At 59.4% G+C, this 13,387-nt stretch carries 12 protein-coding genes; 4 read left to right on the forward strand and 8 right to left on the reverse strand.

Translation table 11 applies throughout. The features are described from left to right. Nucleotide 1: 1 nt before the first annotated feature. A complete protein-coding gene (locus EB233_RS21935; RefSeq protein WP_064992293.1) occupies nt 2-910 on the reverse strand; it encodes a tyrosine-type recombinase/integrase in 909 nt (302 codons plus the stop codon). 847 nt (nt 911-1,757) lie between these two features. On the opposite strand from EB233_RS21935, the gene EB233_RS21940 reads away from it, so the two are divergent. Then, nucleotides 1,758-2,228, forward strand: coding sequence for a hypothetical protein (locus tag EB233_RS21940; protein ID WP_064992292.1), 471 nt, complete (start codon nt 1,758-1,760; stop codon nt 2,226-2,228). Nucleotides 2,229-2,444: 216 nt separating this feature from the next. On the opposite strand, the gene EB233_RS21945 is transcribed toward EB233_RS21940, so the two are convergent. The 6 genes from EB233_RS21945 to EB233_RS21970 all read right to left on the reverse strand — a co-directional run bounded on the left by EB233_RS21945 (nt 2,445) and on the right by EB233_RS21970 (nt 10,424). Then, nucleotides 2,445-4,469, reverse strand: coding sequence for a GAP1-N1 domain-containing protein (locus EB233_RS21945; protein ID WP_064992291.1), 2,025 nt, complete (start codon nt 4,467-4,469; stop codon nt 2,445-2,447). Continuing rightward, nucleotides 4,466-5,329 (reverse strand): TRAFAC clade GTPase domain-containing protein, encoded by an 864-nt coding sequence (locus EB233_RS21950; RefSeq protein ID WP_064992290.1) that lies wholly within the window; start codon nt 5,327-5,329, stop codon nt 4,466-4,468. Before EB233_RS21950 ends, EB233_RS21945 begins: the two co-directional genes overlap by 4 nt. Then, the gene (locus EB233_RS21955; RefSeq protein ID WP_064992289.1) at nt 5,326-6,348 is read right to left on the reverse strand and encodes a TRAFAC clade GTPase domain-containing protein; all 1,023 of its coding nucleotides are present in this window, start codon (nt 6,346-6,348) and stop codon (nt 5,326-5,328) included. Before EB233_RS21955 ends, EB233_RS21950 begins: the two co-directional genes overlap by 4 nt. 4 nt (nt 6,349-6,352) lie before the next feature. Then, the gene (locus tag EB233_RS21960) at nt 6,353-7,444 is read right to left on the reverse strand and encodes a GTPase-associated system all-helical protein GASH (RefSeq protein ID WP_064992288.1); all 1,092 of its coding nucleotides are present in this window, start codon (nt 7,442-7,444) and stop codon (nt 6,353-6,355) included. 2 nt (nt 7,445-7,446) lie between these two features. Next, the gene (locus EB233_RS21965) at nt 7,447-8,754 is read right to left on the reverse strand and encodes a metallophosphoesterase (protein ID WP_064992287.1); all 1,308 of its coding nucleotides are present in this window, start codon (nt 8,752-8,754) and stop codon (nt 7,447-7,449) included. Between the two features lie 341 nt (nt 8,755-9,095). Then, nucleotides 9,096-10,424 (reverse strand): AlbA family DNA-binding domain-containing protein, encoded by a 1,329-nt coding sequence (locus EB233_RS21970; protein ID WP_081294363.1) that lies wholly within the window; start codon nt 10,422-10,424, stop codon nt 9,096-9,098. Nucleotides 10,425-10,731: 307 nt separating this feature from the next. Here EB233_RS21970 and EB233_RS21975 point away from each other — a divergent pair, with 307 nt between their 5' ends. After that, the gene (locus EB233_RS21975; RefSeq protein WP_155765458.1) at nt 10,732-10,968 is read left to right on the forward strand and encodes a hypothetical protein; all 237 of its coding nucleotides are present in this window, start codon (nt 10,732-10,734) and stop codon (nt 10,966-10,968) included. Nucleotides 10,969-11,037: 69 nt separating this feature from the next. Further along, nucleotides 11,038-11,466 (forward strand): hypothetical protein, encoded by a 429-nt coding sequence (locus EB233_RS21980; protein ID WP_064992284.1) that lies wholly within the window; start codon nt 11,038-11,040, stop codon nt 11,464-11,466. A 159-nt stretch (nt 11,467-11,625) separates the two neighbouring features. Here EB233_RS21980 and guaB read toward each other — a convergent pair whose 3' ends face one another. Next, nucleotides 11,626-13,128, reverse strand: coding sequence for an IMP dehydrogenase (gene guaB / locus EB233_RS21985; protein ID WP_064992283.1), 1,503 nt, complete (start codon nt 13,126-13,128; stop codon nt 11,626-11,628). On the opposite strand from guaB, the gene EB233_RS21990 reads away from it, so the two are divergent. After that, nucleotides 13,115-13,282 carry a hypothetical protein gene (locus EB233_RS21990; protein ID WP_154674513.1) on the forward strand — a complete coding sequence of 56 codons (168 nt, stop codon included), beginning with the start codon at nt 13,115-13,117 and terminating at the stop codon, nt 13,280-13,282. The two genes, guaB and EB233_RS21990, sit on opposite strands and share 14 nt — an antisense overlap. Nucleotides 13,283-13,387 lie beyond the last annotated feature (105 nt).

Raw genomic sequence — 13,387 nt, forward strand, 5'->3', positions numbered from 1 at the left:
CTCAGCCGTCGGGCGAGATCTCTCCCGGCTTGAACAGGCCAAGCTTGTCGAGCGGGCTCGTGACGGTGCGCACGGTGCGGGTTGCAACCTTGGTGTAGAAGGCGGTGCTATTTAGTTTGGCGTGCCCGAGCAGGACCTGGATGATCCGGATGTCGGTGCCGTCCTCCAGCAGGTGGGTGGCGAAGCTGTGACGCAGCGTGTGTGGCCCGACCCGCTTGGCGATGTCGGCCGCCTGCGCTGCCTCGACGACCACGCGATAGAGCTGGCGGGTGCTGATGGGCTTCATCGCATGCTGTCCCGGAAACAGCCAGCCGTCGCGATGCATCACCCCCTGCTGGCGTCCGACCTTCCACCACTGGCGCAGCAACAAGAGCAGGTCTTGCGACAGCATGGCGTTCCGGTATCGCCCGCCCTTGCCGCGCTCGACACGTAGCAGCATCCGCTCGCTGTCGACGTCGGCGACCTTCAACATCGACACCTCCGCCACGCGCAGGCCCGCGCCATAAGCAACCGACAGCGCGGCCTGGTGCTTGAGGCAGGTGGTGGCGTTGAGCAGCCGGGCGACCTCGTCGCGGCTGAGCACCACCGGCAGCTTGCGCGGGTGCGACAGGCGGACGAGCTTGCGCGCCAGATCGGGACGATCGACCGTATGCGTGAAGAAGAAACGCAGCGCCGACACGATGCTGTTCATCGTCGGCACGGGCAAACCGGCGTCCTGCTGCTCGATCTGGAACTGCCGCAGGTCGTCGGTGGTCGCCGTGTCTGGTGAACGCCCGAGGAATGTCGCGAGGCGTCCGATGTCGCGGAGATAGTTGCGCTGCGTCTCCCGTGAGAAACGCCGCATGTTCATGTCGTCGATCAGCCGCTGCCGCAACGGGCTGATGGGTGCATCGAGAACAGGATGAGGCATGGTCAGGCTCCTTGTTGAAGAAGCCCGTGATGCTCTGCCCCTGCCGAACCCTGCTCAACGCGGGCGCGACGACCGGTCCTTGCTCTCTAACTCAACCGCAGGCGCCCTCCCGCGCAGCGGGTTCGTTCTTCGGCCCAAAGCTGCTACGCGGCAATACGCCTCATATCGGCTCTTTAATCAACGCCGTTAGCGCCCGCGCTGAAGCGGCGCCGGTGCCTTCCACAAAGTCGCCAGCAAGCGAGAGACTAAAGCCTCCCGGGATCGGTTTTTCGAAACAGTCGTATGCGAAGGCAATTCAAGGCTATTGACGCTCCGTCGGTAGGCGGATCGCGAGCCCGCTTTTCAAAGCAGCGCGGTAGCGAGCGATCCGCCAGGCCGCCTCCGCGCCGGGACCCGACCGCAAGGTCGGCTTTGAGACACCTCCGCAAATGTCAGCAGGGTCGCACAGCGGCTTATTCCGCCCCCGGCCCTCAACTCACACCGGCTAAGGCCTCCGCGCGCGTCCTGCCCCTGTCCCTGGCTGGAACTGATATGATCGAGCGGGTTTTCGACCCGCCAAATCTCGCTGGCATCATCTCAACGTGGTGGACGCTTAGCAGAGGGAAACCGTTCCAGGCCGAGAACGGTTTTCACTTGCGGTCACCAGCCGAGAATTGCGCGGCTTCGTAGTCCAGAACTTCTGCTCCCGGATAACCCATAATTTCACGCGATCAGTGCATAAACCGCTATTATCAATAGCTTTTATTGCGACTCCTTTGCGGTATCAGCGCTATGTCAGCAAACAGCGCGAATTTTGTTAGTCGCGCGCGCGTGAGTGTCGCGAAATGTCGCGAAATCGGAGGATGTGATGGCGAAGAGAGGCCGGCGGCCCAAGTTAACAATCGCGAGAGCAAAGGAAGCCATCGAGCAGGCCGGCGGTATCCGCACGATCGCCGCCCAAAAGCTGAACGTGCATCGGTCCACCCTGCATTCGTTCCTGAACAGGCATCCTGCCCTGCAGGCATTCGCAGACGAGGTCGAGGAAGTCCTTAAGGATATTGCGGAGGCCAAGGTCATCCAGGCGATCCGTGCCGGCGATATGCAGACCGTTCGCTGGTACCTGGAGCTGAAAGGCAAGGATCGCGGCTATGTGCGCCGCATCGAGCAAACCGGCCCTGGTGGAGGCCCGATGGAGGTCCAGAAAAAGCACGACCTTTCGGGGTACAGCGACGAAGAAATCGAGCAGATGCTGGCGATCGCAGAGGCTCGCGAAAAGCGAGATGCCCTTAAAAAGGCTGAGGTACACCGCGAAAGCAGAGCAACTCTGAAAGCGGCGTAGAGGCCGAGAAGAACTATCCGAAATGTCACGATCGTGCACCACACCGAATGCTGACAGATCTCGGAACCAGTCAACTTTGCTAGGTTCATCAACACCAAGGCAGAGGGAGCGTTCGACGGCACGCTTCCAAGGTCATCGACCAGCATCAATCGCAACAGCGCTCGCGCCAACCCACGCTTTTCTGCGCCTTAACCGGCGCCCACAATGCGCGATCCATTACTTTATTTTGCTGGCGATATAGTCGGCACGTGCCCTGATTGCCTTTTCCTGCGCGTCCGCTAAGGACTTGCGAACTTCATTGAGGTATCGACGTCCTCGCGCTGTCCTAGCCGCCTCATCAATCAAGGAAATTGATAACACAACGTCGTCAGTCAGGCGCCCGAACGTCTCAGGATCGAGATTGCGGTCAATGAACCGTGCCACCACCGTCTCCTGCAAGCGCGAGCAGTTATCCCAGCTTGACCAGATTCCCCAACTTAAACGCGAACTCGCCAAGCGAGCTAAGTCGCCGTCCAAACGGCCATGTTCAAACGCCCGATATAGCGTTGTGTACGATAGACGGATCAGGTCGGCCTGAGAGCGGGATCGAAATCCGAGGGCGCGCGTCATAAGAAAGGCCGCGAAGAAGGTCTCGTCGTGGTCAGAAAGCGCCCCTCGTGCGCTGCGCGCTGCGATGAGCCACGGGTCCTCGCCGTAGTCGTTCGGGACATCGTCCACACCCCCGGCATTTGCGATTCCGACAATAATCAACCGCTGCGATATCCGCCCTGACGCTAGTACCGCAGCGGCCTTGTCAGGATTGCTAACTAGCGCCCGCACCCATTCGTTGAAGGCTGGGCCGCCTGCCGAGACATTGAGCGCAGATGCAAGATCTTCGGCACTCGCCTGTTCGACGAGCTGCCGAGCCGGTCCGGAGCGACCTGTATTTAAAAGGGCCGCCGCCACCTTCCCGGCAACCTTCGCATTCACAGCGGTCGCGAGTCCTTCATCAACATCCGAAATCGCCCAAAAATCCGACCTTTCTAGAAGTTCTGGCCTCACCTCCACCACGCGGGACGCAAGCGTTGCAGCGCTTTCCAATCCTTCTACAAGATCGGCGGACGGGATGGATGCCAACGCCTTTCTGGCAGCATCGCCGACAATCCCGCCGGCGTCCACGGACTCGAAGAAACGCTTAGGAGACCGTCTCCATAGTGCGAAACCTATCCTCCCGGGTGGGATCGGCTTCTCGTTCGGCCGCACGCCCTGCTCGAGCGTGTCTATTACAAAATCGAAGACGGCTTCATCGAGCCTATCGACGTTTTCTACAGCTGCGCGTGCAATCAAGGACCGAACAGACCGCGCTTGTTTAGGTCCAAGCGCATCAAGGTCGGCAAGCGCCTGGATGCCGGCTGCTAGATCTGGCTCGCCGCCTGCGAACAAGGACGAATGCAGTCGGCAAAGCGGGAGCATCGCTCGTCTCCCGCCGTCGACGTCACCGCCACTCCGACGGAGGAATTCACGTATCTGCGTCGTGTCGATTCCTTCAATGTCGTCGATCAAAGTCTTCAACGCCAGTTCGCTCAAGGTAACCGACGGCGTGACAGAGTCGGGAAATTTCATGCGATGTTGGCGATCCGACGACCGCACCAGCTGAAGATCGAGCGTCACTCCTTTCACGGATCTATCCATGCCTGAAAGAGTGCAGAAGCCAAACGAGCGGCGCAGCCTCGGCCATTGCTGCATCCAGATCGCCACCACTAATCGCTCATCGTCATCTGCGAACACGGTGTCGGCAAGGACGATCTTGTCTGGTTTGGTGTAAAGTGCCTCAACTATTCCCGGCGTGCGACTATCGCGAAAGGGGACGGCTCTAACGGGCGAATCTAGAATGGTGATCGGCTCGGCATACTCGCTTCGTGACGGAGGGCCACTCGGCCGACGGAAAGCCAAAAACAGTCCTTCCGCCGATGAGAGCGTAGCGAGATCCGCATTGTCGATTATGAGGGAATGGGTCCATACACAGCCTGGCCGCGGCATTTCCGGCGCCGCCCAAGTCCGCGCTAATACGTACTTCCCCTCGCCTTCGAGAGGATATCCGGTCAAATATCCCATCGGTTCCGGCCTAATGCCCGGGCCCGACAAGTCGCTCATCACCACCATCGTCCTGGCGTGCAGGCCCAAGATAGGCAGCGAACCTGAGATGAGACGGTGACCGTCACTGTAGCCGTGCAGGGTTTGATGGACCGTCGCCACCATCATTCAATCAGCCATTCCAACGGCAAAGTTATGTCCGATCGTACGATCTCGCCGTCCACGACTTTGATACGGTCGGAAGGTCGATCCAAGTCGCGCAGCGCCTCAGTCTCTAGAAGGTACTCGTCCTTCTCCTGATCTTCATAGACGCCACCCTGTGCACTGATGCCCCAGACACGCCAGGTCCAAGGATCTCGCGCGTTGCGCAGATACTGGTCCAGAAACGGCAGTTTGACGGCGAGTATTTCCGCTGGGTTCATCCCGTCACCCTCAACCTGATCCCAAGCCGTGATCAAGACAGCAAGCCGACGTGGCCCGATGTTCAGTTCCCCCGACATAAGGAACTGGAGGAGCTCGACAACCTTCACTTGTGTGGGGGCCAGCTCGGCCCGCCAGTCGACCACGCCGGCCTCTTCAACTGGGAGGCCAGCACCCTTAACAATAGCCATTTGGTCGACGATCCAAGCCGGGAATCTGATCGTGTCGCCGTTGACGACTAGAACGACTGCCGTTGTCTTCAGAGTCTTAAGCGTTTCTTCGTCGAATTCACGCTTCTCCCACATGCGGCTGAAATCCTCGCCTGGGATATCAGGAAACGACACGCTCACCGTCCGTTCGTGGACGTCCTTGAGCCGCATGCTCACAAGCTTCATCCCACTGGTCTGGGTACGCTGCGGTTTCTTGCCTCTACGCCAGTTCACCGCGAGAGTGTTCAAATGCTCGTAGTTCCCTCGACTGAGCCCTTGAAACTTAAGCACCGTAGCCGACCCGCCTTCGCGCACCACATGCCAAATCGCCGCAAGAAGTGTTGTTTTGCCCGATTCTGGGAGGCCAATGATCGAAATATCGAGATCGCCCTCAATCATGAGGTACCGTCCTTACTTTCGAACAAATCAATCATTCGCTGGTTGTGCGGCGCGCTGACAGGGGAGATAGATGGCGGCGGCGATGCGGACCGCAGCCAGAAAAGCAGCAGTTCGTCTACGCCGTGGCCCCGCTTCACCTGTTCCGTATCAGCTGGCGATGCGGCGACCACAAATCGCACAACGTCATCGAGATAATCTCGATGACGTTGTGCGATCCCGTCGACTAACCCGTTGAAATCTCGACCGACGCGATCGGCATGCGGAGATGCCAATACCGCGTCCTGTTTGGTCAAAACGACAGCAAGGCGACTGCCTTGACGCAGAGCACCTGCTTCCACCAAAGCGTCAACGATTTGCGGTGTGATTGCCTTCACCTCGTGACGGTGTTGCGACGACGCAAGATGTTCGCCATTGACAAGCAGTGTGACGACATCGGCCCGACGCAGCTCGAAAAACTCGTCGGCCCGCGCCAGTTCATCGGTCGCGGTCAGATAGTCTTCACCTGACCTGTCGCTGATGAAGAGCGAGACGATCTCCTGGCCAACGGGACGGAGATCAAGGTGGAAGAAGGTCGCCTCGGCTCCGACACTAGTGCGCTCCATGTGCGGCACATCTCGTCTTGAGGCTGCGCGTGCGTCGTGGCAGACCTTTTCGAAGCCTATTAACGTCGACGACCCCGCGAAGCCCACGCCAGCTACCGGGCCCTCCTGCAGAAGGTCGTATACGCTGGCCAGAAGACTAGTCTTGCCCGCGTCATTCGGAGCCACGATGCCTACAGCTCGCGATATCCGACGTTTCTGGAGAATTGACGCCTCCGCGCGGCTCAAAGGCTCGCCTAACGCCAGCGTCATCACGCGAGCCGGCTCGGCGATTACCTTGAATTCAGTACTCTGTTCTAGATCCTCAACGGCGATTCGCGTCACATGGGGACATTCGTCCAGCTGGTATCCCTCAACGCATTTCCCTTCGGTCGCGAGATGACAGTCGTCGTTCGTACAGTTCCGCGGCTGCGGTATCATTGATTTATTCGCCAACGTGGAGGAAGAGGAACTCGCGGTAGAATAGTTCGGCCAGCTTGGCGCCTGGCAGCGACACGTCAGCAGAGAGGCCCGTCAAACTCGTCCAGCTGGCTTGCCAGGTTTCCGTCGATCCCAATTCGGACCGCTGTTCCAAGGCGAAATGGATTGGGGTAGTGGCGGGCGAAATCCGCTTCGAGCTCGACGCGCTTTTAGCCCAGTCGGCGTTTGCCGCGTTGACTGCGTCTCGTAGTGCCAACTTGTCGATGCCGACACCGGCGCGCGACAGCATCGCCCGGATCGAGGTCGGTCCTGGTGACACGCTCGTCATGCTGGCCAACTCTTGCGCTAGCGCCAAGGGCCGGACCAACGGGTCAAGCTTAGGAAAGGGCTGCTCCAAAAGCCGGCTATTCCCTCCGACCAGCCACCAGAGCATCTGAAGCTCCTCTTCGTCGAGCATGAGGCGGCGGTGCAGGAGAGCATTGATGCGGTTCTGTTCTTCGACGACCAGTTCGATCGCTGCTGTTGCTGTTTCGTGGAGCTTGTCAAACTGCGCCTTCCACTGATTGCCGTCCATAGTGGTGATGGCCTCCGGGGCGACCTCAAATGCGATGACCGGATCGGTCAACTTCAGCTTGTCACCACCGACCCGCTCATGCTTTCGCTGCGAGAAGGAGACGATGGCGTTTTCGGCGAGTCCAACTAGATCCATTGGAAGATCTAGCTTGCGCATTCCGCTGAATGAGGTTGTTGTCACAGCCAAGGCGGCATCCGGAAGCCTTTGGAAGAGCCTCGTCAACGCTGCTGCTGCAAGGATCTGGAGCTCACGAGCAGACTGCACTTGGTCGAGCGATGAGCCGCCTATAAGGGTGGTGACGACAGTCTTGTACGTGTCACCCAGATCCTCGCTCTTCCGCCCCGCCGCTGGAACCGTGGTCTGGAATGCAAGTCGTGCAAGCACTTCGGCTTCCATGAACCCACCTTTCGCGGCAATGTTCGTCACCCCCTTCCAACGCGCCTCGCGCGTCGCGCCTTCATCCATGAATGCGTCGGCGTACCAGCGGGCGAAATCCGGGCTCATGTCGGGCGCCTTAGCCATCCTCAGTTCTCCAACTTGGCGACCGCGGCCGCAACCTTATCCAATAGTTTTCGTTGTCCAGCTCGGATCAGGGCACGTCCGTACCTTTCTGGCTCGGGCAATTTCATCTCGCCTTCTTCTAGCAGGCCAAGCTCATTCACGATGTCACGGCGCTGGCCGCTCTTCAGGCTCCAGAACCGGTACAGCAGGTCTCGCTTATCCTCATCACCCAAGGCCGCCTCCGCATCTTGAGCAGCGATCTCCTCGCCTGCTTTGTCCGCTTGGCCGGCCGCGGATGCCGCGGGCGGCTTGATCACGTCCGGACGGGGAATTTCCGCCTCCTCCGGCAGTTGGATAACTGATTCAAATACTGTCTTGCCCTGACCCGCGAAGATTGGGACGAACATTTCGGGGTTCTCCTGCAAGCGTCGCTGGTGCACTTCAACCTTCACCCGCCGATCGCGACCATTTCCCTCCACTTCGAGACGAATTAGGTTATAGCCCGGATCGTACGGCTTCACGTGCCGCGAAGGGTTTACCGCGCCTGCCCCGAGGCGGACGTAGTTCGCCTCCATAACGGCACGCTGTCTGTGTTTATGGCCGAAGAGGTGTAGGATTGCACGAGAGGTCAAAGCATCGTCGACGGCGTCTCCGTCAAACAGCCAATCGATTGGATGATGGACGAGCACAAGGTTGATTGTATTCGGCACCGGGTTGAGGACCGTCTGTAAGGGACTCAGATAGAGGTCGCCGGCCTTATCGTCTTCGCCCTCCTGACCAGACAGGAGCGTGGAAGTCAGCCCGTAGAGGCGGAGATTGACTCCGCCGCCAAGCGGAACATCCTGATGCCAGAATGGCTTGTCCGGCCAGATCTGGCAATTGAAAGGTGCCGCAAACTCGTTATAGGCGGCGTGGGGCTCAAAGAGGTTCTGGCCGCTGAGTTTGTCCCTAAGCTGCTGGGACAATTTCCACTCCCGTCTCCCGGCCGGAGCCGATGCGATCGCGTGCTGCACGTTCTGAATAGCCACGGCCTTCTTGATCATGCCACGGTCAACGTCATGATTACCAGGCACAACGAAGACGCGCTCCTTCGGGCATCCAGAGATTTGTGACAGCTGCTGGATCCAACCTCGTGCCGTGTCGTATTCTTCGGATGCTCCCTTGAAGGCCACGTCACCGCCAATGAGAATTGCACCGACCTCGCCGAGTTTTCTCACCTGCTCCCCGAGATCACGCATCATGCGCGTTCGAATAGACGCGTCAGGATCCATCCAGGGATCAAGACAGTCCGGCGCCTTGAAGTGAATGTCAGATATGTGCAGCATCAACATCTACGACCGTCCCCCAACATTTCCGCGCCTGCCGAAAGGCTCTTTATATGAGCACCTTACGGATCATATATACTCGGCCCTCAGTCACCAGTTAGCTTCGTAGATGACGAAGTGCAAAAAATCTAGGAGGCGTGCACCTCTGTCGGTTCAGGTGAAAGTCCTAATTCACACTCTTGGCCAATTCGAAGGACTTGTAACGTCTGCTTTTAAAAACCTGGATAATAGTCCGCAACGACCAACGTCAGGCGCGAGGCAGCCGTCTATGTCTTGCGTTCACTCGCGTGGAGCACGCGGTGCCGATTCGGGACGCACCGCTAGATATATGGTGGCACAGCCATCGGTTAAACTGCAATGTTAGGCCCGAGCCTTAAGGCCGAAAAGTCGCACCTGAGTCCACAAGCCCAACCGATCTGCTCGGCGAACAGTTGGGCGACTTCATCGAACTCGGCGTCCCGTCCAAGTTGAAGCCGATCCGTCAAGACCGGAATTCTTGGTGCGGGCGCGCTGTCGCCGTCAAAAGACTGCCCTGTGTCGCTGAAGACGACCTGACCGTCTTTCGACGCACGCAGATCAGCCTCCATTGTGAGCGGAACCTCAATGCGGCCGAGATGTCGGCGCAAACGCATGGAATTGAACAGCAGCCACACCCCACCGACAGCATACCACCCAGGGAAATGCAATTTGCCATCGCCGCTCGACATATGGATGCCCGTCAACTCCAACGTGCCGTCGGTCCAGATCGTCAGTTCGCGGCTTGTTCCGCGCCCGTCCTCATGGGTCGCACTCATGCCGCCTGCCCTCGGTCGCCAGTTCGGAGCCGAAAGGGTCAACATCGAAGGTTGATGCGTCAGAAATGGGGTCGGACGAAAATCGAAGCCGAGCGGCGGCGCTGCGCCTATGACCAAGGGAAGTCGCGTGATCTGGTAGCTCAGCGTGGGCACGATAGTGATGCGAAAAAACACGTGGGGCGGCACAGACGGGGCGTCGTGGCGGCGAACGACCGCGGTCTCGAACTGCAAATGACGGCGATCGAAAACGTTGTTTACCCGGTCGATGGCAGTTCGCGCCTCCCAGAAGACATGCTGTAGATCGCGCATCGTCATTGGCTCGCAAGAGGCGCCACGCCTGACAAAGGCCCTAGCCGGCCGCCCAACGCCGTGCGGAGCAGAAAGCGACTGGGGCACCTTGATCGCGATGTATCCCGATCCGTCGTCTCCCGATGGTATCGGGTGGACCTCCAGCATCGATAGCGGCGGATCGATGACATCGCGCAGGCTGCTCTCCAGCCGATCGACGCATTCGGCGACACGTGGAATCGGATCGCCGAGCCCTGCGGACGCTCTGCGGCCGTCATCCTGCTTCTCTTCGCGTACGCCGAGCAGCAGCATGCCGCCGAACGCGTTCGCAAAGGCGACGAGTTCCTCGGCCAAGGCGTCCCTGCTCCCGGATGAGACTTGCTCCTGGCGGGTGCGCCACTTTTCCTGGCTGCCAAGTGCAAAGTCGGCTTTGAACTCCAATTTTTGAGATTCCGGAATGCTGGCAGAGCTGATTGCTGTTAGGTCTGGAAGTGTCCATTCGGCGATGGGTCGATTTATCATCTCTTCGACGTTCACGAGACACTTTCCCCCGATGCTGCCGGTGCTGCAGCCTTGATAGGCGAGTTTCGTCACGGCGTCTCCATATCCGATGACATCAAGTATTATTGAAACATACCGGCGCCAAAATAACCATTTTTTGCTAATTGAATCTCAATAAAAATTATATTATACTTTATTGTTTGGTAAAAAATGTAATTTCAGGAACATAAGAGAGAACTTATGAGGCTTACGATCATTCTTACGAAAATTTCACGCAACCCGATCGTAGCGGTGTTACTGGAGCGTGATGGACGGGACCAAGGCACTCACCCGGCAACTCCTGCCCTGCGCAGGCCGGTGCCTACCGACGGCGCAGCCGAGAACGTGAAGGAGACGGTCGATGCATGAACAAGATCATGTCGCCATCCTCGATGCGATGGCGGAACTCGGCCACCTCGAAAATTGCAGCGGCCGCGACGAGGCGATGAGGGTCGCGATCGCCCAGATGTGCGCGGGCGCGCTATTCCTCGAGGCGCACGTCGGCAAGCAGAGAGCCAACCAGATCGTGGTTGCGCTGTGGCGGGGTCAGATGCCAGGCGATCCAATCCCTGAGCACATCAAGCGCGATCGGCAATAATCGCAATGGTACCCTATACGGAGAGAGCGATGCCCGGTTGCCACGCGGCCGGGCACCAGTGAGGCGCCCATGAAGATCGTAACGTCGAGCTTTTTCACGAAGCTCGCGCCGCAATTCGCAAGGATCAGCATCGCCCGCCGGGCGCCGAGGGCTGATCACGACGTGCCGGCCGTCCGTGAATTGGCACCTGGTCCATGGTTTCGAACTGCGACCGTCGATGAATACGCGGACCTCTATGTCACCCAGCTCGCCGCCCTCGATCCACGCGCAATCGTGCGAAAGATCGAGAATCTGGCGGCATGTCGGTCCGCAGCGTTGTTGTGCTGGGAGCGCCCTCGTGACGGCGTTTTCTGCCACCGCGGATTCGTGGCCAGGTGGCTGAAGGAGGAGTTGAGCTTTGATGTCTACGAGTTCGGACTCGAGCAGGAAGGGCCGGGCCCGTACCATCCTAAATTGCCGGACGGTTACCGCCTGACCTTGCAGCCCACTTTACTCTGAAAATCCGCCGGCATGTGTCAACGGCTTTTCATCCATGGCGCGCCGGTACCTCCGACTTCAGCCGCTTTTCAATCAAAATGCTGACTATCCGCTGACACAGGCGGACTGCGTCGGCAGCGTCAGCGTAACTATTTAAAATCAAAGAGCTTTTTCTTCAGCTTAGAGCCCACCGGGATAATTCGGGCTTTCGCGGGTAATCGTGACGTCATGGGCGTGGCTTTCACGAAGTCCGGCGTTGGATATGCGCACAAAGGTGGCGCGTTCACGGAAGTCGGCAAGGTCGCGGCCACCGACATAACCCATAGCGGCTTTTAACCCGCCCGCAAGCTGGTGCAGCACGCCAGACACAGGTCCTTTGTAGGGGACCTGGCCTTCAATGCCTTCCGGCACCAGTTTCAGGGTGTCGCGCACCTCGGCCTGGAAGTAGCGATCGGCCGAGCCGCGCGCCATGGCGCCGACGGAGCCCATGCCGCGATAGGCCTTGAAGGAGCGGCCCTGGTGCAGATAGACCTCGCCCGGGCTCTCGTCGGTACCGGCCAGCAGCGAGCCGATCATGGCGGCGCTGGCGCCGGCGGCGAGCGCCTTGGCGAGATCGCCGGAATATTTGATACCGCCATCGGCAATCACCGACACACCCGATTTGTGCGCCGTCTCGACCGCCGACATGATGGCCGAGAGCTGCGGCACGCCGACGCCGGCAACGATGCGGGTGGTGCAGATCGAGCCCGGGCCAATACCGACCTTGACGGCGTCGGCGCCGGCGTCGATCAGCGCCTGCGTGCCTTCGGCGGTCGCGACATTGCCGGCCAGGATGCGAACCGAGTTGGAAAGCTTTTTCGCGCGCGTGACCGCGTCGAGAACGCGCTGCGAGTGGCCGTGCGCGGTGTCGATGACCAGAAGGTCGACACCGGCATCGATCAGGCGCTCGGCGCGCTCGAAGCCGTCGTCGCCGACGCTGGTGGCTGCCGCCGCGCGCAGACGTCCCTGCGCATCCTTGGTGGCGTGCGGGTTGAGCTGCGACTTCTCGATATCCTTGACGGTGATCAGGCCGACGCAATTGCCCTTCTTGTCGACGACGACAAGCTTCTCGATCCGGTGCTGGTGCAGAAGCCGCTTGGCCTCGTCCTGGTCGACATTCTCCTTGACCGTGATCAGGTTCTCACGGGTCATCAATTCATAGACCTTTTGCGCCGGGTCGGAGGCAAAGCGCACGTCGCGATTGGTCAGGATGCCGACCAGACGACCGACCGTGTGGCCGCCGGTGCCGCCATTCTCGACCACCGGAATGCCGGAAATACCGTTGCCGCGCATCAGCGCAAGCGCATCGGCGAGCGTGGCGTCGGGACCGATCGTGACCGGGTTGACCACCATGCCGGATTCGAATTTCTTCACCTGCCGCACCTGCTCGGCCTGTTCGGCGGGCGAGAAATTGCGATGAATGACGCCGATGCCGCCGGCCTGGGCCATGGCGATGGCAAGACGCGCTTCGGTGACGGTGTCCATGGCGGCGGAGAGGATCGGCACGTTGAGGTCGATGTCGCCGGCGATGCGGGTGCGGACATCGGTTTCGCCAGGCATGACCTCGGAATGACCCGGCTGCAAAAGCACGTCGTCAAAGGTCAGCGCCAGCGCGCCGGTGGACGTTTCGATGATTTTTGCCATGGCCAGTCCTTTGAATGCGGAAAAGCGCTGGACCAGGATGGGCAGCGCCGACTCTCTTCTTCCCTTTCAGGATTGGCGCTGGCTGGTAACACGTCGCGATGAGATTGAAAAGACGATGATTGCTTGTCACCGCAAAGTGTTGGGGTTGCCCTGAGCGCCGCCACCAAGGGTTGCGGTCGCACAAACGTGACAGCAAATTAATGCGACATCCGGCCTAAGGCGTGATAACCGCCCCTTTGTGTCGGCTCGCCCCCGGTCG

This window comes from Mesorhizobium erdmanii, assembly GCF_013170725.1.
GTDB lineage: Bacteria > Pseudomonadota > Alphaproteobacteria > Rhizobiales > Rhizobiaceae > Mesorhizobium > Mesorhizobium erdmanii.

Coding starts and splice junctions, on each gene's coding strand:
- EB233_RS21935 (WP_064992293.1), bottom strand. CDS start 910: ATGCCTCATCCTGTTCTCGATGCACCCATCAGCCCGTTGCGGCAGCGG.
- EB233_RS21940 (WP_064992292.1), top strand. CDS start 1,758: ATGGCGAAGAGAGGCCGGCGGCCCAAGTTAACAATCGCGAGAGCAAAG.
- EB233_RS21945 (WP_064992291.1), bottom strand. CDS start 4,469: ATGATGGTGGCGACGGTCCATCAAACCCTGCACGGCTACAGTGACGGT.
- EB233_RS21950 (WP_064992290.1), bottom strand. CDS start 5,329: ATGATTGAGGGCGATCTCGATATTTCGATCATTGGCCTCCCAGAATCG.
- EB233_RS21955 (WP_064992289.1), bottom strand. CDS start 6,348: ATGATACCGCAGCCGCGGAACTGTACGAACGACGACTGTCATCTCGCG.
- EB233_RS21960 (WP_064992288.1), bottom strand. CDS start 7,444: ATGGCTAAGGCGCCCGACATGAGCCCGGATTTCGCCCGCTGGTACGCC.
- EB233_RS21965 (WP_064992287.1), bottom strand. CDS start 8,754: ATGTTGATGCTGCACATATCTGACATTCACTTCAAGGCGCCGGACTGT.
- EB233_RS21975 (WP_155765458.1), top strand. CDS start 10,732: ATGCATGAACAAGATCATGTCGCCATCCTCGATGCGATGGCGGAACTC.
- EB233_RS21980 (WP_064992284.1), top strand. CDS start 11,038: ATGAAGATCGTAACGTCGAGCTTTTTCACGAAGCTCGCGCCGCAATTC.
- EB233_RS21990 (WP_154674513.1), top strand. CDS start 13,115: ATGATTTTTGCCATGGCCAGTCCTTTGAATGCGGAAAAGCGCTGGACC.
- guaB (WP_064992283.1), bottom strand. CDS start 13,128: ATGGCAAAAATCATCGAAACGTCCACCGGCGCGCTGGCGCTGACCTTT.